This window comes from Sphingopyxis sp. FD7 (assembly GCF_003609835.1).
Classification (GTDB): Bacteria; Pseudomonadota; Alphaproteobacteria; order Sphingomonadales; family Sphingomonadaceae; genus Sphingopyxis.
In genome coordinates this window covers 1,228,500-1,246,815 of the sequence record NZ_AP017898.1, presented here as the reverse complement: position 1 = coordinate 1,246,815, position 18,316 = coordinate 1,228,500, and the positions used below count along the sequence as shown (strand labels likewise).

The window sequence follows — 18,316 nt, the reverse complement described above, 5'->3', positions numbered from 1 at the left end:
TATATGTTAGTGCATTGACGCCTCCATCGCCAGTGTCGGCCGTAGGTGGAGCGAAGCGGAACCGGAGGGCGACACTGGCGATGGAACGGCCTCCGGCGCGGGTGGTCGGTATCCCAGCGAGCTGTGCGGCCGGACGGTGTTGTAATGTCGCCGCCAGGCCTCGATCAGGATCCGGGCCTCGGCGAGCGAGTAGAAGATTTCGCCGTTGAGCAGTTCATCACGCAGCGATCCGTTGAAGCTCTCGCAATAGCCATTCTCCCATGGTGATCCGGGCGTGATATACAGCGTCTTCACGCCGATCTGGGCGAGCCATTGCTGCACCGCCGTCGCGATAAACTCCGGGCCATTGTCGGACCGTATGTGCGCTGGTGGCCCACGCGTGACGAACAGCTCGGCGAGCGCCGCCAGAACGTCATCGCTCCTGAGCTTGCGTGCCACCGGCAACGCCAGGCACTCCCGGCTCGCCTCGTCGATGATCGAAAGGATCCGGTATTTGCGACCATCGTGGGTCCGCCCTTCGACGAAGTCGTAGGACCAGACATGGCCGGGATACTCGGGCCGAAGCCGGATGCACGATCCGTCGTTCAGCCAGAGCCGCCCGCGCTTCGGCTGCCTTTGCGGTACCTTCAGCCCCTCGCGCCGCCAGATGCGCTCGACCCGCTTGCGGTTCACATGCCACCCCGCATCGCGCAGCAACGCCGTCACCCGGCGATAGCCATAACGACCATATTGCCGGGCCAGCGCAATGATGTCCTCGGTCAGAGCTGCTTCGTCGTTCGCCCCGCGGGGCGCCTTGCGCTGTGTCGATCGATGTTGCCCGAGCACACGGCACAGCCGCCGCTCAGACACCGGCATCATCATTCTGATGTGATCGATACAGCGCCTTCGGCGCGCGGGGCTCAGAAGTTTCCCCGGGCAGCCTCCTGCAATATCAGCTTGTCCAGCGTCAGGTCCGATATCGCACGCCGAAGCCGCGCATTCTCTTTCTCCAAGTCCTTCATCCGCCGCGCCTGGTCGGTCTTCAGACCGCCATATTCCTTACGCCACCGATAATAGGTCTGTTCCGTAACGCCGATCCGGCGACACGCTTCAGCCGTCGTCGCCCCCTGCGCCAACACGACCTCCGCTTCACGCAGCTTGCCGATAATCTCTTCCGGGCGATGCTTCTTGGCCGGCATTCATATTCTCCTTCGTCATCCAAAATATCATCAATTTTGGACCACTCAGAAGGGGGCAGATCATCTACGCGCGCCATAGCTTGATCGTGGTAAGAAGTCTCAGGTCGCAAAGTCGATCGAAAGACTTCCGCTGAGGCCGTCCATCATCTCGCTTCCACTTCCTTCCTTTCGAATCGGAGATTGACGGTTCGCGTCGTCTTAGATGCAGGTGCCCTGATAGACATTCGCGGTTAGTCCAACTCGTGGCTGTCCGTCGGTCCCGCATGAGAAAATGGCTATCGCCCAAAAGCCAACTGACACGATAGCGAGCCGTCACTTAGGCCCAACGAGTTTTCACGCCGCAAGCGATGGAGTAATGTAGAAATCATTAGACAAATGCAGCGTTAAATGGCAGAGCAGTTGCACGGACTGAATCATGAATTCAGGCGCGCGGTGGAACCGTGTGGGTCCGAAATTAAGCGGACGTATTTTGAAAAATTATTTCAAATACATAGGTTTAACTTAACAAAACCACCCTGTCCGCCACTTACGCAAAGTGCAGCCGTCGGTACTTGCCGCGGAAATAGAGCAGCGGATCGCGGTGCGGTTCAAACTGCGCGCGCACGACGCGGCCGACCAGGATGAAATGGTCGCCGGCCTCGTGCAGCGATTCGTGCTGGCACTCGAAGGACACGAGCGAGCCGCCGAGCAGCGGCACGCCTGTCTGCCCCGGCGCCCATGGCTGGTTCGCAAAACGATCCTCGCCCTTCGCCGCAAAGCGGTTCGACGTCGGTTGCTGACCGATCTGAAGGACATTGACGCCGAAATGCCTGGCGGCCCGAAGCGTCGGGGCGGTTCCAGCCGAATTGGCGATACACACCAGCAGAAGCGGCGGGTCGAGCGAGACCGAGGTAAAGCTGTTCGCCGTCAGCCCGACCGGCGCACCGTCGGCGCCCAGCGCGGTGACGATGGTGATGCCCGTCGCGAAACAGCCCATCGCATCGCGCAGCGTGCGCGGGTCCGATCCGGCCTTGAACTCCATTGCCTCGCGGGGCTGGTGGCGTTCGAGGAACTCAAGAAGCTGGCCGAGCAGCGCCTCCTTGCGGTCGGAGGCGAGTGCGAGGTCGCAATCGTCGATATGCGCCGTCTCGCCGAGCGGTAGCGCGGCATCGAAGGCATTGGGAATGGTGTCATCATTGACGGGCGCAAGCCCGCCGCGCACCACCAGCGTCGGCAGCGCAAGCCGTGCAGCTACGTCGTCCAACGACCCCTGCTCATCCACCGGCAGGTCAACAAGGACGAGGCCCGCCGCCAGATGCGCACCGTCGAGCCCCAGCGCGCGCGCAGCGATCCACCCGCCGCGCCCGCCGGCGACGACGACGGGGCGCGACCCCATTTGCGCCAGCACGGCGCGCAGATCCTCGACATATGGCGCGAGCGACCGCCCCTCCGCCGGGCCGGCATCATCGCGCAGGTCGAGATTGACGACACGGCGACCCGAGAGCACCAGCGCGTCGCCGACATCGCGCCACATCGCGCGGCGCTGGCCAATGTCGGGCACCAGCAGCACCGCGGGATCATTTTCGTCGCCCAGCATGTCGGCGGACAGGCTGGCCCCGCCGAAACCCTTATATTGTGTAAGGCTCAAATATCCCCCTTGCGCCGACGGGCCGTTGTGTCGGCGGGCTTCGATGCAATCGGACTGTCAGGATTCGGATCATATCGAAAGCCAGCGGGGCGCGCCAGCGCGCAGGCGTATCACGCGCGCATCGCCGCCAGGCGGTTGTCGACGATTGCGTCGGCTTCGGCGATGATCCGATCGATCAGGTCTTTGCAGGTCGGGATATCGTGGATCAGCCCCTGAACCATGCCGGCCCAAAAGACGCCCTTGCTGAGATCGCCCGTTTCGAGCAGTTCGCGGCCTGCCTTGCCGTTCACCAGCTCGGCAACGTCGGCAAAGGTGGCGCCGGGAACCGCAAGGCGGCGTACGACTTCCTCGCTCACCGCGCTCTTGCCAACGCGCGCGGTGTTCTTGAGGCTGCGAAAGATCAGAAAACTTCCGCGCTCGTCATTGTCGATATAGGCCTGCTTCACATTGTCGTGGATCGGCGCCTCCACCGTCGCGCAGAAGCGCGTGCCCATGTTGATTCCCTCGGCCCCCAGCGACAGCGCCGCGACCAGCCCGCGCCCGTCGCCGAAACCGCCCGACGCCAGCATGGGGATCTTTACCTTGTCGGCGGCGGCGGGGATCAGGATCAGGCCGGGAATATCGTCCTCGCCCGGATGTCCCGCGCATTCGAAACCGTCGATCGAAATGATGTCGCAGCCCGCGCGCTCGGCGGAGAGCGCGTGGCGTACCGCGGTGCATTTGTGCAGGATCGTGACACCGTGCGGCTTCAGCATCTCCCAGATCTCGCGCACCGCCTGCGTGCCGGCAGTTTCGACGATCTTGACCCCGCCGTCGATAATCGCCTGGGCATAGCCCTTGTAGTCGGGCGCGTTGATCGTCGGGAATACGGTCATGTTCACACCGAAGGGCTTGTCGGTCATCGCGCGGCAACGCTCGATCTCGTTGCGCAATGCTTCCGGCGTCGGCTGCGTCAGCGCGGTCAATATGCCGAGGCCGCCGGCGTTCGACACCGCGCTGGCCAGTTCGGCATAGCCCACGCTCTGCATCCCGCCCTGAACGATCGGATGTTCGATGCCCAGCATTTCGGTAATGCGCGTCTTGAAAGCCATAATATCCCTCCTCGCTCACCCTGCCCGTGCGGCACCGTCGAGCGACCCATGAAATAACTTGACGCTTACGTCAACGTCGGGTTGACTGACAGAATGGTTAGGAAGCGAAGGGGATCGACATGGCGGAACATACGGGCATATCGGATCGCGCCCGGCCAATTGCCGCTGTGGTCGAAGCCTTTGTCCGCGAAACAGTCATGCCCGGTGAGAGAGAATGAAGAGAGACGCGCCGTGGCCACCTGACGCGGACGCCAGTTGACCCTTGCTCCGGGGTCGCAGCAACGCGCTTGACGTTTACGTTAACGTCCGAATGATAGCGGAGCACCATTGGGGTAGAGGAAACGAGCCGATGTCGATCTTGCACGACGAAGGACAACAGGCGATCGCGACCGAATCGCGGCGGGCGCTCGAAGCCAGGGTAAGCAAGGACGATCTGCTGCCGCTGCTCGATGCCCGCGGGCAATATCATGTGGGTTTCTGGACCACGGCGAAGGAGCAGGGCTGGACCGCGCTTGCGCTTCCCGAAGCCTTCGGCGGGCTCGCGCTCGGTCTCGTCGAACTCGGGCTGATCGCGCATCAAGCAGGGCGGACACTGAGCGGCGCGCCCTTTCTCACATCGAGTTTCGGCGCGGCCAAGGCGATCGAGCTTTACGGTAGCGAAGAGCAGAAGGCACGCTGGCTTCCAGGCCTTGCTAGCGGCGAGATGATCGGCGCCATCGCCTTTGCTTCGGGGCCGGATGCCCTGCCCGCTAAACCTTCGGTGACATGGAGGGCCGGTCAGGTCGCGGGAACGGCTCCGGGCGTATCGGGCGGACTGTTCGCAGACGTCGCGATCCTTTTTGCGCAAGACCGCGGAGCACCCGCGCTGCTGATCGTCGACCTCGCGGGCGTTGAACGCAAGGCCGTCCACAGCTTCGACAACAGCCGCTGCATCGCCGACCTCCTGTTTGCCGACGCGTCGGCGGACGCGCTCGTCACCGGCGACGCGGCGCGCACGGCGGCGCTCCACATCCTTGCGCTGCAGGCGGTGGTGACCGCGCACGAACAGACCGGCGGCGCCGAGGCCCTGATGGAGATTGCGCGCGATTATGCCGTGACGCGCAAGGCGTTCGGCCAGCCGATCGGCGCCTTCCAGTCGATCAAGCACCGTATCGCCGAGCTTTACGGCCTTGTAGAACTCGCGCGCGCCAATGCGATCCACGCCGCGGCGCGCGAGGGGGAGGATGATTTCATCATCGCCGCCGCCGCGGCGCGCCTTTCGGCGACGGAAGCCTATGACACCGCCGCGCGCGACTGTGTCCAGATCCATGGCGGCATCGGCGTTACGTGGGAAATCGGCTTGCACCTCCACATGCGCCGCGCGCGAACGCTCGCGCTCGAACAAGGGAGCAGCTTCTTCTGGGAAGATGTGCTCGTCGACCGTCTTGCAGGAGAAGGCGCATGACCGATCTGGAAGCCTGGCGCGCCAAGGCTGCGGCCTGGTGTGAATCGATGGTGGCCGAGTTCGGAAAAGCAGCTCGCAAGGGGCTGAGCGTCGAGGAGGATCTCGCACTCGGCCGCCGCTATCAGCGAACCAAGTTTGACGCCGGCTTTGCGGGAATCAACTGGCCGACCGAATATGGCGGCCAGGGCTTGGGCCATATCGAGAAGATCAGCTTTGAAGCCGAGGAAATGAAGCACGGCTTCCCCAACGTCTATTTCGGCATTTCGCTGGGGATGCCGGTGCCCGTGCTGATGCAGTTCGGGTCGGATCGCGCGTTCGTCAAGGAACGAGTCATCAAGGCGCTCAAGGGCGAGGAAATCTGGTGCCAGCTGTTCTCCGAACCGTCGGGCGGCACCGACCTTGCGGGCCTCCGTACCCGCGCTGAACCCGACGGCAATGGGTGGAAGATCAACGGCCAAAAAGTCTGGACGAGTTGGGCGCAATACAGCGATTATGGCGTCATCGTCGTGCGAACGGATCCGACGGTCCCCAAGCACAAGGGGCTGACCTATTTCTGGGTCGACATGAAGGCGCCGGGCATCACCGTGCGCCCGATCAGGCTCGCCGGCGGCGACAGCCACGTCAACGAAGTTTTCTTCGACGATGTGAAGATCGGCGACGATCACCGCATGTCGCCGGTCGGCGGCGGCTTTGCCGTCGCCATGGCGACGCTGATGATCGAGCGCTATGTCGCGACGGACAGCGCGGGTTTCGGGCCGCATCTGGGCCTCTTCGTCGAACTCGCGAAAGAGGTGAAACTCAACGGTCGTCCCGCGATCGAGGACGGGCGCATCCGTCAGCAGATCGCGCGCAACCATGCGATGCGCGCGGGGCTCGATTCCATCAACATGCGCGCGCGGCTGATGATGCAGGCGGGAATGACTCCCGGCCCCGAAGGCTCGCTGAACAAGCTCATCGCGGTGCGCTCACGCCAGAAACTGTCCGAACTCGCGCTCGACCTGCAAGGCACGGGCGCCTTCGCGTTCGACGAACATGCCTCGCCCAAGGATGACTGGGCGTCGAGCTGGATCAACGCGCCGACGGGCCGCATCGCGGGTGGATCGGACGAGACGTTGCTCAACACCATCGCCGAACGCATCCTCGGCCTGCCGCAGGATCACCGCCCCGACAAGGGCATTCCCTTCAACCAGATCCCCGCCTGAGGAGGCTCGCCATGAAAATCGACTCGACCCTGTCTGCCGTTGTCACCGGCGGCGCTTCGGGCCTCGGCCGCGCGACCGCCGAGGCGCTCGCCGCATCGGGCGTCAAGGTCGCCATTTTCGACATCAACGATGCGCTCGGCGAGGAGGTCGCGGCGTCGATCGGCGGGCTGTTCGTGCATGTCGACATCACCGACGAACAATCGGTGCTCGATGGCTATGCCAGGGCGCGCGCCGCGCATGGGCAGGAGCGTATCTGCGTCCACTGCGCGATGACCTCGCGGCGCGGCAAGACGCTCGCCTATGACAAGGAAACGGGTGGTTATCGCCGGACACCAACCGAAGATTATGCCTTCGGGGTCGAAGGCATATTGACCGCGAGCTATCGGGTCGCGTCGATCGCCGCCGAAGGCATGGCCAGCTTGCCCGAAATGGAGGACGGCGAGCGCGGCGCGATCATCCTCACCGCTTCGGTCGCGGCGCAGGATGGTCAGATCGGCCAGGTCATCTATGGCTCGGCGAAGGCGGGGGTCAACGGCCTCGTCCTGCCGATGGCGCGCGACCTCATGGACCTTGGCATTCGCGTCAACGCGATCATGCCGGGCGTGTTCGGGACGCCATTGCTCAACAACATGAACCCGAAGGTGAAGGAAAGCCTCGAAGCCTCGGTTCCCTTTCCCAAGCGGCTCGGCAAGGCCGAGGAATATGCGAGCCTCGCGATGGAGATGGTCCGCAATACCTATTTCAACGGCCAGGCTGTCCGCCTCGACGGCGCGATCCGCATGGCCCCCCGCTGATGTTTTGCCCGTCATTGCGAGCGCAGCGAAGCAATCGAGAGTAGCGTAAACCTGCTCTGGATTGCTTCGCGACGCTCGCAATGACGATATGCACAAGGAGTTTGAAATGCCCGAAGCCTATATCATCGACGCCGTCCGCACCCCGCGCGGGATTGGCAAGCCCGGCAAGGGCGCGCTGTCGCACCTGCACCCGCAACACCTTGCCGCGACGGTGCTTGCCGCGATCCGCGACCGCAATCATCTCGACACCGCGACGGTCGACGACATCGTCTGGTCGACCTCGTCGCAGAATGGCAAGCAAGGCGGCGATCTTGGCCGCATGGCGGCGCTGTCGGCGGGCTATGACGTCAAGGCCAGCGGCACGACGCTCGACCGTTTTTGCGGCGGCGGCATCAGTTCGGTGAACTTTGCGGCCGCAAGTGTCATGTCGGGCATGGAAGATTGCGTCATCGCGGGCGGCACCGAGATGATGAGCTATACCAGCGCCTTCGCCGCCGAACAGGCGAACGCCGGCCTGCCGCGCCGCCTGATGGGATCGGGTCACCAGGCCCTCGATGAGCTGCACCCCCAATCGCATCAGGGCGTCTGCGGCGACGCGATCGCAACGATCGAAGGGATCAGCCGCGAGGATCTCGACGCGCTCGCGCTCGTCAGCCAGCAGCGCGCCGACCGCGCGATCAAGGAAGGGCGCTTCGCCAAATCGGTCGTCCCGGTGCTCAACCCAGACGGCAGCGTCGCACTCGACCATGAGGAGTTTCCGCGTCCCGAAACCACCGCCGAGGGCCTGGCCGCGCTGAAACCCAGCTTTGCCGCGCTTGCCGATTTCGACATGGGCGGCTTCACCTTCCGGCAGCAGATCAACCGCCGCTATCCCGACCTTGAAATCCAGCATGTCCACCATGCCGGCAACTCGTCGGGCGTCGTCGACGGCGCGGCGGCGCTGCTCATCACCTCGAAGGACTATGCCGACAAGCACGGCCTGAAGCCCCGCGCGCGCGTCGTCGCCTATGCCAATATCGGCGACGATCCGACGCTGATGCTCAATGCGCCGGTCCCCGCGGCAAGGAAGGTGCTGGAAAAGGCCGGTCTCGCCAAGGACGACATCGACGTCTGGGAAATCAATGAGGCCTTTGCGGTCGTTGCCGAAAAGTTCATCCGCGACCTCGACCTCGACCGCGACAAGGTCAACATCAACGGCGGCGCGATGGCGCTCGGCCATCCGATCGGCGCGACGGGATCGATCCTGATCGGCACCGCGCTCGACGAGCTTGAGCGGTCGGGCGGCCGCTATGGGCTGGTTACCATGTGCGCCGCGGGCGGCATGGCGCCCGCGATCATCATCGAGCGGCTCTGATCAAAAGGGGCCGCGGATCGCGAGCGTTTTGGTCGGGCTGTAGAGGTTGACGAACATCGTCTTGCCGTCGGGCGAAAAACAGACGCCCGCCGGTTCAGTCTGAACCCGGATCCGGGCAAAGGGATAGACTTCGCCAAAGGGAGTGACGCCGCGCAGATGATTGTCGACCGTATCGAGATACTGGTCCTCGCACACGATCAGATGGCCGTTGGGGGCGACCGTCAGATTGTCGCCGAAGCTGTAATGAGCGGGATCGGTCGATTCGAGGAACAGCTGCATCCGGCCGGGAACCGTGCGTTCGCCGTCGGTGCCCTCGTGCCGCGAGGGACGGTAACGCATGATCTGCCCCTGCTTTGCCGCGCCGCCCGAAGTGCAGGTGAAATAAAGCTCGTCGGCGCCCCAATGGATGCCCTCGCCGCGCGCAAAGACCGCCGCGCCCTGTCTGGCGCCGCGATGCCGAAGATCGTCGGCGGGGCTTTCGGGGTCGTCGAGGTCGATCCAGCGCGCGAAAAGCCAGCTTCCCGGCGCAATGCGTCGCTCGCCCCAGTTGCGGCTGTCGCGGATGGACTCGTCGTGAAAGGCCAGCGCCTGCAAGCGGCCGCCGCGCTGGAGCGACCCCGGCACGTCGGGGATGAAGCGATAGAAGAGGCTGTCGTCGCGGTCCTCGGTCATATAGACGATGCCGGTGCGCGGATCGACCGCCGCCGCCTCGCGGACGAAGCGCCCCATGGCCTTGAGCGGATCGGCCTTCACCAGCTTTCCGGCGTCGGCGGGGACGTCGAAGATCCAGCCGTGCGGCCGCCCGACGCCTTGATCGGGGCCATCGACGCTTTCCTCGCACGTCAGCCAGCTGTTCCAGGGCGTGATGCCCCCCGCACAATTGCGGATCGTGCCGACCAGGCTCAGATATTGTTTCTCCACCGCCAGGCTGTCGGGATCGAGCACCAGCGTCGTCGTTCCGCCCGGCAGCGCCGCGCCCGCGCGGCTGTCGAAGGCTTCCGTCGGCAGCGCCGCAGTCTTGCCGAACGGCCCGTCCTTGCCGTGCCGCGGCTGAAGCTCGTGATTGCGCACCAGCGCGATCCTGCCGCCGCCCAGCTGGAAACAGCCCATGCCGTCGGCGCGGTCGGGGACGCGGTGCCCGTCGCTCATCGCCTCGCCCAGCGAGGAAATGACACGATAGGAAAAGCCCGGCGGCAGGTCGATCAGCCCGGCGGGATCGGGCTGCAACGGGCCATAGCCCGGCGCCGTCGGCATCAGCCCTTTCTCGGTCGCGCGCGACTGGATCGCCAGCCCCCCGAAGGCAAGAGCGGCAAGTGCGAAGTTGCGGCGATCAATCATGGCAGCGTCCCTGCAGGTTTCTGGTTTGGCGCGCCTTAGGGCGCAAATATGACAAGGCCGGGGCAACCGCACGAGGCGACCCCGATGGATTGTAACAATGAGGAGTTGGATATGACGGGTCCGCTGAACGGCATCAAGATCATCGAGTTCGCCGGGATCGGCCCCGGCCCCTTCTGCGCGATGATGCTCGCCGACCATGGCGCCGAGGTGATCCGTATCGACCGGCCCGGCGGCTTCCTCGATCCGCGCGACCCGCTGTCGCGGAACCGCACCTCGATCGCGCTCGACATGAAGAACCCCGATGCGGTGCAGGTCGCGCGCGATCTTTGCCGTGGCGCCGATGCGATCATCGAAGGCTATCGCCCCGGCGTGATGGAGCGCTTCGGGCTCGGTCCCGATGTGCTGCTCGCCGACAATCCCCGGCTCGTTTACGGCCGCATGACCGGCTGGGGCCAATATGGTCCCTATGCGCAGGCCGCCGGGCATGACATCAACTATATCGCGCTGTCGGGTGTCCTCCACGGCATAGGGCGCGCGGGCGAAAAGCCTGTGCCGCCGGTCAATTATGTCGGCGACTTCGGCGGCGGCGGCATGATGCTGGCGTTCGGCATGACGAGCGCGCTGCTCCACGCCGCGCGGACGGGCGAGGGCCAGGTGATCGACTGCGCGATGACCGACGGATCGGCGCTGCTCGCGGGCATGACATGGGGCTTCAAGGCGATGGGACGGCTGAAGGACGAGGCCGGGGTCAACATGCTCGACGGTGGCGCCCATTTTTACGACACCTATGCTTGCGCCGACGGCAAGTTCATCTCGATCGGATCGATCGAGCCGCAGTTTTACGCCCTGCTCCGCGAAAAGACCGGCCTCGACGCCGACCCCGATTTCGACGCCCAGCTCGATCCATCGAAATGGGGATGGCTCAAGGACAAGCTCACCGCGCTGTTCGCGACGAAAACCCGCGACGAATGGTGTGCTATCATGGAGATGACCGACATCTGCTTCGCTCCCGTCCTCTCGCTCGAAGAGGCGCCGCGGCATCCGCACAATGTCGCGCGCGCGACGTTCGTGGAAATCGGCGGCGCAATCCAGCCCGCCCCCGCCCCGCGCTATTCGGTCACGGTCAACGACGCGCCGCGCCCCGCTCCCGCGGTCGGCGCCGATGGCGATGCGGTGCTGGCGGCGCTCGGTTATGACATGGGCAGAATAGCGGCGCTGCGCGAAGGCGGCGCGGTAAAATAAAAGCCTCGATGTCTCCGCGAAGGCGTGGACGCATCGCCGACTGGTTCCAGATGGCGCGAACGGGTGATTGGCTCCCGCCTCCAAGGGAGCGCACGCCTTCCTGATCAGGCCTTTCGGCAGTCGTCCGACCGTCTGGTGATTGTTTCCCACAACCCCTTGCCGCCCAGCCCCGCAACCTGCCGCCCAAGCGTCGCCGCCCAATAGGCGTCATTCCCATGCTCCCCGCGCCAGCGCATCAGCGGGATGGTCACCCGGTTCAGCGCATATTCGCGGGTAAAGCCGATCGCGCCGTGCACCTGATGCGCGATCGAGGTCACGACACCGACCGCCCGGTTTGCGCGGAGTTTGGCCGCAGCGATTTCAAAAACGGCGGCCGCCGGATCGAGCCCGACGGCATCGAGCCGCGCCGCCAGCGCCGCTGCCGCCGCCTCCACCGCACGCACCTCGCACGCCATGACGGCAAGCGATTGCTGCACCGCCTGAAACTTGCCCAGCGGCCGCCCGAACTGGTGGCGGGTGTTCACATGCTCGATCGACAAGGCAAGCGCCTCTCGCATCGCGCCCGCCATCAGGCTGATCGTCGCGGCGGCTTGCAAGTCTCCGGGGGCGAGCCGTTCGGCGATCGGCAGGTCGGGCACCATCACCCCTGCGATCTGCAATACCGCATTGACGTCGCCCCAGTCGCCGCCGAAACCGCCCTCGCCCTCCGGCACCAGCAGCAGGGCAAAGCCCGCCGCTTCGACCGGCGCCATCCCCGCCGTTGCCGCCTCGGCAAACACCGCCCGCGCGGTGTCGCACAGCATTTCGCGCGCCGCGCTCATCTGAGGCCCAGTCCGCGCGCGATGATGCCGCGGATCACCTCGCGCGTCCCGCCGCGCAGCGAAAAACTGGGCGAGGCGATCAGCAAGGCGCGCAGCAACCGGCCAAGATCGCTTGCATCGTCCCACGGGCAATCGACGATCGCCTGCACCCGGCGCGGCATGTCCTGCTCGAACGCATTGCCCAGTTCCTTGACCACCGACGCCTCGACCATCGGATCCTCACCCGCCGCCAGCCTGGCCGCAGTCGACATCGACAGTTGGCGCAGCGTCCACATCTCGGCGCTGAGTTCGCCGATCAGCGCGGCCACCGCCGGGTCGGGATCGGGGCCCGCCGCGTCGATCAGCGCGACGAGCAGGGCATGGCTCGACAGGTAACGCTCCGGTCCCGACCGTTCGAGGCCGAGTTCGGCGGTAACCTGTTTCCACCCCTGCCCGCGTTCCCCGACGAGCGCGCCGTGCGGGACGAGCACATCGTCGAAAAACACCTCGTTGAAATCATGGCGCCCCGCCATGTCGATGATCGGGCGGATCGTGATGCCGGGGGTGTCGAGGTCGATCAGCAGCTGGCTCAGGCCTGCATTTCGCTCGCTCCCCTCCTCGATGCGCACCAGCGCCAGCATGATGTGCGACAGATGCGCGCCGGTCGTCCATATCTTCGAACCATTGAGCCGCCAGCCCTCGGCGGTCTCCCGCGCCGCCGTTCGCACCGCCGCCAGATCCGACCCCGCGCCGGGTTCGGACAGTCCGATGCAGGCATAAAGCTCGCCGCGCGCGATCCCCGGCAGATAGCGCTGCCGCTGCTCCTCGCTGCCATAGCGCAGGATCAGCGGTCCCGTCTGGCGATCGGCGATCCAGTGCGCCCCGACCGGCGCGCCCGCCGCGAGCAGTTCCTCGATCACCACATAGCGTTCAAGCGGATGCCGGTCGCCGCCGCCATAGCGCGACGGCAGCGTCATCCCGATATAGCCCGCCGCGCCCAGCGCGCGGCTGAAATCGGGGTCGAAACTCGCCCAGCAATTCGCGCGGGCAACGATGTCGCCCGTCGGCTGGTTCGCCGCCAGCCAACCGCGCAGTTCGCAGCGCAGCGCGGCCGCGTCACCGGGCGGATCGAAGGGATAGAGCGCAAAGCCTTGCATGTCGCGCCAGCCATGCAATAGCTTTTCGGGAGCAGCAAAGGATAATTGGCGATGGGCGAGTTTTTGAGTGTCGAGCGGCGGGGCAGGATCGCGATCCTGACCATGAACAAGCCCGAAAGCATGAACGCGATCGGTACGCATGAGGATTGCCGGGACATCATCGACACGTTGCGGGAGCTGGGCGACGACCGCAGCGTCAGCGCGATCATTCTGACGGGCAGCGGCAAGGCGTTCAGCGCGGGCGGCAACCTGAAGGGGATGCAGGACCGCACCGGCATCGGCGTGCTCGACCAGCCCGACTCGACGCGCGCCAATTACCGCAAGGGGGTGCAGGCGGTGATCCGCGCGCTGATGGACTGCGAGGTGCCGATGATCGCCGCGGTCAACGGCCACGCGATCGGCCTTGGTTGCGATCTCGCCTGCACCTGCGACATCCGCATTGCGGCCGAAAGCGCGAAGTTCGCGTGCAGTTTCATCAAGGTCGGAATCGTTCCCGGCGACGGCGGCGCCTGGCTGCTTCAGAAAATACTCGGTTATCCGCGCGCCGCCGAACTTTTCCTGACCGGCGATCGCTTTGACGCGGCCCAGGCAAAGGAATATGGTCTGGTCACTGACGTCGTGCCCGATGCGGAGCTGCTGGACCGCGCGATCGCCATCGCCGAGCGGATCGTCTGCAACCCGCCGCGGGCGTTGCGCCTGACGAAGCGATTGCTGCGTGAGGCGCAGCACAGCCGGATGAGCGATATATTGGAACTGAGCGCGGCCTATCAGGCGATCGTCCACGAAACCGCGGATAACCGCGAGGCGATCAATGCGTTCGTCGAAAAGCGGTCCCCCGTGTTCACAGGAGAATGACCATGCTCGCCGAGCGCGTCCTGCCCTTGTCCGGCATCCATAATTTCCGCGACTATGGCGGCTATGCGGTCGAAGGCGGCGGGCGGCTGCGCGATGCGATGCTGTGGCGCTCGGCGCACCATGAAGCCGCGACCGACGATGATCTGGCGATGCTCGACCAGTTGGGGATCGAAACGGTCATCGACCTGCGCGGCGACGACGAGCGCGCGATGCACCCGTGTCGCCGGTCGGACAATTTTTCGGCGCGGGTGCTCTTTGCAGGCGGCGTGACAGCGGGCCTCGCGCCGCACCTGCAGGCGGCGGGCGGGACGATCGATGTCGAAACGGCGCGCGCGCGGATGATCGACACCTATGCCGGAATGCCCTATCGCCCCGCGCTCGTCGCGACGCTGCGCCTCTATCTTGCGGCGCTCGCTGAATATGATGCGCCCAGCCTGGTCCACTGCGTCGCGGGCAAGGACCGCACGGGCTTTGCGGTCGCGATCGTGCACCGGTTGCTCGGCGTCCATGAGGACGATCTGATGCACGATTATCTGCTCACCAACACCGCGGGCAAGATCGAGGAGCGGATCGCGCAGGGCGCGGCGCATATCCGGTCGCGCTATGGCACCGAAATCCACGACGATGCGATCCGCGCGCTGATGTCGGTCAACCCCGCCTATCTCGACGCAGCACTCGCCACCGTGCGCCGCGATCATGGCGATGTGCCAAGCTATGCCGAGGCGGTGCTGAACTTCACGCCCACGATGCGCGAGGCGCTGGTGGATCGGTTGGTGGTTTACTGAGCCATCCGACCTAAAGCCTGCGAACCCAGTCCGTCATCCCGGCGAAGGCCGGGATCTCGACGGTGCGTCAAGACGACAGGGCAAGATCCCGACCTTCGCCGGGATGACGACAGGTTAGAGGTTGCTCCTCAGTTTAGAGGTCATTCCCCCTTCACCAGCACCCCGCCCTTCACCACGGCATCGACGCTTTCCAGCTCGCGGACATTCACCAGCGGGTCGCCATCGACGGCAACAAGGTCGGCATAGCGCCCCACCGCAATCGCCCCGACGTCCATTTCGCGCCCCAGCGCTTCGGCCGCATTCTTCGTCGCGGCCTGGATCGCCTGCATCGGCGTCATCCCATATTCGACCATCACTCGGAACTGCTTGCCGACGTCACCGTGCGGCATCACGCCCGCGTCCGACGCGAACACCATCCGCACCCCTGCGCGGTGCGCTTTGCGGAAATTGTCGCGCTGGATCTGCGCGATCTCGCGATCCTTGCGCAGATTATCCTCCAGCACGCCGTTCTTGGCGCCCTCGGCCTGCGTATATTCGGTGTTGTAGATGTCCATCGCGAACCACACGGGCTGCTTGCGGGCGATTGCCATGCGGATACCCTCGTCATCGACCAGGCTCGCATGTTCGATCGTGTCGATCCCCGCAGCGATGGCGGCGCGGATGCCCGCCGCGCCATGCGCGTGCGCGGCGACGCGCAGCCCCCACTGGTGCGCCTCGTCGGCGATGGCGCGCAGTTCGTTTTCGGGCACCTGCAACTGACCCGGCTCGGTGTTGCGCGAGAACACGCCGCCCGTTGCGCACACCTTGATGACCTCGGCGCCATATTTGCGCTGGCGGCGCACCTGATAGCGCAGCTCGTCGGGCGTATCGCCGATCCCCTCCTCCTTGCCGTCCTTCTTTTCCAGGCTGGGCGGCAGGAAGGTGCTGTCGCAATGACCGCCGGTCGCGCCCAGCGCATAGCCCGCGGGAACGATCCGCGGCCCCGTGGCATAGCCCGAATCGATCGCCTGCTTCAGCCCGATGTCGTTGCGGTCGCCCGATCCGACGTTGCGCACCGTCGTGAACCCGGCGTCGAGCATGTCGCGCGCATTCTTGACCGCGGTCATGCCCCAGAAACTGTCGGTAAACTCCAGCCCGCGATAACCGCCGATGTCGGCGGGACCGTCGAGGTGGACGTGCATGTCGATGAGGCCGGGGAGCAACGTCTTGTCGCCCAGGTCGATATGTTTGACGTCGCTCCCCCAGCGCACGGTGCGCGCATCGGCGATATTGGTGATGCGGCCGTCGGCGCCGACGAAGATGGCGGGATGCTCGACCGTCTTGCCGGTCAGCACATCGATATAACGCGCCGCGGTGATGACGGTCTGCGACGGCGCATCCTGTGCCGCGATGCCGGTGCCCGCCGCGCCCAGAAGCGCGATGCTGCCGATTCCCATAACCCGCAGAAAACTGCGCAACTTCATTCTGAATTGCATATCGCGACCGTCCCTTGTTGATGCCCTTTGCCTAGATGGCAAAGGCGCACCGATTAGGACAGCGGAAAATCGCGGGAGCGACCGCCGCTCAGATATGCAGCGGCCGCCCGAACGCCGCGAGCACCCCTTCGTGCATCGTTTCGCTGAGCGTCGGGTGCGGGAAAACGGTGCCGATGAAGTCATCCTCGACCAGCTCGGCGGTCTTGCCAATGGTGTAGCCCTGGATCAGCTCGGTGACCTCGGCGCCGATCATATGCGCGCCGAGCAGCTCGCCGGTCTTCGCGTCGAACACGGTCTTGGTGAAGCCTTCGGCCTCGCCCAGCGCGATCGCCTTGCCGTTGCCGATGAATGGGAAGGTGCCGGCCTTGACCTCGTAACCGAGTTCCTTCGCCTTCGCTTCGGTCAGCCCGACGCTGGCGATCTGCGGGCGGCAATAGGTGCAGCCGGGGATGTTGCGCACGTCCATCGCGTGCGGGTGATTGCCCGCGATCGCCTCGACCGCGATGATCGATTCGTGCATCGCCTTGTGCGCGAGCCACGGCGGCGCAGTGACGTCGCCGATCGCCCAGATGCCGGGGACGTTGGTGCGGCACGTCGCGTCGGTGTCGATATGGCCCCTGGTTGTTTTGACGCCGAGCGCTTCGAGGCCGATATTCTCGGTGTTCGGGACGATGCCGATGGCGACGATCGCGTGGCTGAACTCGGCGCTTTCGACTTTGCCGTCCTTGCCCTTGATCTTCGCGGTAACGCCGCTCGCGGTCGCCTTCAGCTCCTCGACCCCGGCGCCGGTGTGGATCGTCATGCCTTGTTTTTTCAGCTGTTTTTCGAGGAAGGCCGAAATGTCGGCGTCCTCGACGGGTACGAGGCGGTCGAGCATCTCAACGACTGTAACTTCGGCGCCCATATCGCTGTAAAAGCTCGCAAACTCAATCCCGATCGCCCCCGACCCGATGACGAGCAGCTTCCTGGGCATTTCGGGCGGGACGAGCGCGTGGCGATAGGTCCAGATGCGCTTGCCGTCGGCAGGCGCGAACGGCAGGTCGCGCGCGCGCGCGCCGGTCGCGACGATGATATTCTTGGCGGTCAGGGTTTCGGTGCCCTTCTCGCCCTTGACCTCCAGCTTGCCCGGCGCGGTCAGCTTGCCCGTGCCCATATGGACGCTGATCTTGTGCTTCTTCATCAGATGCGTAACGCCCTGATTGAGCTGCTTCGCGACCCCGCGCGACCGCTTCACCACCGCATCGATATCGGCGCTGATCTCGGCGGCTTTCAGCCCATAGGCGTCCGCGTGGCTCATATAATGATAGATTTCGGCCGAGCGCAGCAGCGCCTTGGTCGGGATGCAGCCCCAGTTGAGGCAGATGCCACCGAGCAGCTCGCGCTCGACAATCGCGGTCTTGAGGCCGAGCTGTGCCGCGCGGATCGCCGCGACATAGCCGCCGGGGCCGGAGCCGAGGACGATGAGGTCGTAATTGGTGTCAGCCATTATGGGCTCCTTCAAAAGCCCCTCTCCCCTTGCGGGAGAGGGGTTGGGGTGTGGGGACGGCGCGCGTCTGCGCGCCAGAAGAATCGATGGCATCCAATATCGTTTCGGCAACGCCCTGGCTGCTAGCCAGAATGTCGTTGTTCCAGAAACGCAGGATGCGAAAACCTTGCGCGGTCAGATAGGCGTCGCGGGCGGCATCATGCTTATTTTCGGCGTGTTGCCCGCCGTCGGCTTCGACAATCAGGCGATGTTCGAAGCAGATGAAATCGGCGATGTAGCAATCGTCGATGATCGCCTGACGCCGCCATCTCAGGCCGTCGAGCCGTCCGGCGCGCAGGATCGACCATAACCGACGTTCGGCATCGGTCGGGTTCGACCGCATCGCGCGGGCGCGTTCCAGCAACAGGGCCTTGCGGGCAAGAGCGACGGTTACCGTCTTGTGCGCCGCAGACGCGGCGCGGACCCCACTCCCCAACCCCTCTCCCGCA

At 65.0% G+C, this 18,316-nt stretch carries 16 protein-coding genes; 7 read left to right on the top strand and 9 right to left on the bottom strand.

The genetic code is table 11. The features are described from left to right. Positions 1–6: 6 nt before the first annotated feature. From SPYCA_RS05790 to SPYCA_RS05780, 3 genes are all read right to left on the bottom strand, one after another. Positions 7–1,178, bottom strand: a protein-coding gene (locus SPYCA_RS05790; protein WP_120218721.1) for an IS3 family transposase whose coding sequence is annotated in 2 segments (ribosomal slippage) — positions 7–914 and positions 914–1,178 — 1,173 coding nt in all. Because the reading frame shifts where the segments join, the coding sequence is not laid out codon by codon here. Between the two features lie 526 nt (positions 1,179–1,704). Then, entirely contained in the window at positions 1,705–2,805 is a 1,101-nt protein-coding gene (locus SPYCA_RS05785; RefSeq protein ID WP_120219314.1) for a flavin reductase, read from the bottom strand. 110 nt (positions 2,806–2,915) lie between these two features. Further along, positions 2,916–3,896, bottom strand: a complete 981-nt coding sequence (locus SPYCA_RS05780; RefSeq protein ID WP_120219313.1) for an NAD(P)H-dependent flavin oxidoreductase — start codon at positions 3,894–3,896, stop codon at positions 2,916–2,918. Positions 3,897–4,245: 349 nt separating this feature from the next. Here SPYCA_RS05780 and SPYCA_RS05775 point away from each other — a divergent pair, with 349 nt between their 5' ends. The 4 genes from SPYCA_RS05775 (at position 4,246) to SPYCA_RS05760 (ending at position 8,690) form a co-directional block, all read left to right on the top strand. Continuing rightward, positions 4,246–5,340 carry an acyl-CoA dehydrogenase family protein gene (locus SPYCA_RS05775; protein WP_120219312.1) on the top strand — a complete coding sequence of 365 codons (1,095 nt, stop codon included), beginning with the start codon at positions 4,246–4,248 and terminating at the stop codon, positions 5,338–5,340. Further along, a complete protein-coding gene (locus SPYCA_RS05770; RefSeq protein WP_120219311.1) occupies positions 5,337–6,542 on the top strand; it encodes an acyl-CoA dehydrogenase family protein in 1,206 nt (401 codons plus the stop codon). The genes SPYCA_RS05775 and SPYCA_RS05770 overlap by 4 nt, the downstream gene beginning before the upstream one ends. Positions 6,543–6,553: 11 nt before the next feature. Then, entirely contained in the window at positions 6,554–7,336 is a 783-nt protein-coding gene (locus SPYCA_RS05765; RefSeq protein WP_120219310.1) for an SDR family NAD(P)-dependent oxidoreductase, read from the top strand. 106 nt (positions 7,337–7,442) lie between these two features. Further along, complete coding sequence (locus tag SPYCA_RS05760; protein ID WP_120222171.1) at positions 7,443–8,690, top strand: acetyl-CoA C-acetyltransferase; 1,248 nt, start codon at positions 7,443–7,445, stop codon at positions 8,688–8,690. Here SPYCA_RS05760 and SPYCA_RS05755 read toward each other — a convergent pair whose 3' ends face one another. Next, positions 8,691–10,028: an alkaline phosphatase PhoX gene (locus tag SPYCA_RS05755; RefSeq protein WP_120219309.1), complete on the bottom strand. Its 1,338-nt coding sequence runs from the start codon at positions 10,026–10,028 to the stop codon at positions 8,691–8,693. It abuts the gene before it with no gap. Positions 10,029–10,139: 111 nt separating this feature from the next. Here SPYCA_RS05755 and SPYCA_RS05750 point away from each other — a divergent pair, with 111 nt between their 5' ends. After that, on the top strand, positions 10,140–11,270 hold the full coding sequence (locus SPYCA_RS05750) for a CaiB/BaiF CoA transferase family protein (protein ID WP_120219308.1): 1,131 nt from the start codon (positions 10,140–10,142) through the stop codon (positions 11,268–11,270). Positions 11,271–11,374: 104 nt separating this feature from the next. Here SPYCA_RS05750 and SPYCA_RS05745 read toward each other — a convergent pair whose 3' ends face one another. Together SPYCA_RS05745 and SPYCA_RS05740 are read right to left on the bottom strand one after the other, a co-directional pair. Continuing rightward, the gene (locus SPYCA_RS05745; RefSeq protein ID WP_120219307.1) at positions 11,375–12,091 is read right to left on the bottom strand and encodes an acyl-CoA dehydrogenase family protein; all 717 of its coding nucleotides are present in this window, start codon (positions 12,089–12,091) and stop codon (positions 11,375–11,377) included. Next, the gene (locus SPYCA_RS05740; protein ID WP_120222170.1) at positions 12,088–13,227 is read right to left on the bottom strand and encodes an acyl-CoA dehydrogenase family protein; all 1,140 of its coding nucleotides are present in this window, start codon (positions 13,225–13,227) and stop codon (positions 12,088–12,090) included. Before SPYCA_RS05740 ends, SPYCA_RS05745 begins: the two co-directional genes overlap by 4 nt. Positions 13,228–13,278: 51 nt before the next feature. Here SPYCA_RS05740 and SPYCA_RS05735 point away from each other — a divergent pair, with 51 nt between their 5' ends. Next, a complete protein-coding gene (locus SPYCA_RS05735; RefSeq protein WP_120219306.1) occupies positions 13,279–14,082 on the top strand; it encodes a crotonase/enoyl-CoA hydratase family protein in 804 nt (267 codons plus the stop codon). Then, the gene (locus SPYCA_RS05730; RefSeq protein WP_120219305.1) at positions 14,079–14,867 is read left to right on the top strand and encodes a tyrosine-protein phosphatase; all 789 of its coding nucleotides are present in this window, start codon (positions 14,079–14,081) and stop codon (positions 14,865–14,867) included. The genes SPYCA_RS05735 and SPYCA_RS05730 overlap by 4 nt, the downstream gene beginning before the upstream one ends. Positions 14,868–15,007: 140 nt before the next feature. Here SPYCA_RS05730 and SPYCA_RS05725 read toward each other — a convergent pair whose 3' ends face one another. From SPYCA_RS05725 to SPYCA_RS05715, 3 genes are all read right to left on the bottom strand, one after another. Further along, positions 15,008–16,330: a Xaa-Pro dipeptidase gene (locus SPYCA_RS05725; protein ID WP_232003540.1), complete on the bottom strand. Its 1,323-nt coding sequence runs from the start codon at positions 16,328–16,330 to the stop codon at positions 15,008–15,010. A gap of 100 nt (positions 16,331–16,430) precedes the next feature. Further along, a complete protein-coding gene (gene lpdA / locus SPYCA_RS05720) occupies positions 16,431–17,828 on the bottom strand; it encodes a dihydrolipoyl dehydrogenase (RefSeq protein WP_120219303.1) in 1,398 nt (465 codons plus the stop codon). After that, positions 17,821–18,231: an endonuclease domain-containing protein gene (locus SPYCA_RS05715; protein ID WP_232003538.1), complete on the bottom strand. Its 411-nt coding sequence runs from the start codon at positions 18,229–18,231 to the stop codon at positions 17,821–17,823. The genes lpdA and SPYCA_RS05715 overlap by 8 nt, the downstream gene beginning before the upstream one ends. Positions 18,232–18,316: the final 85 nt, after the last annotated feature.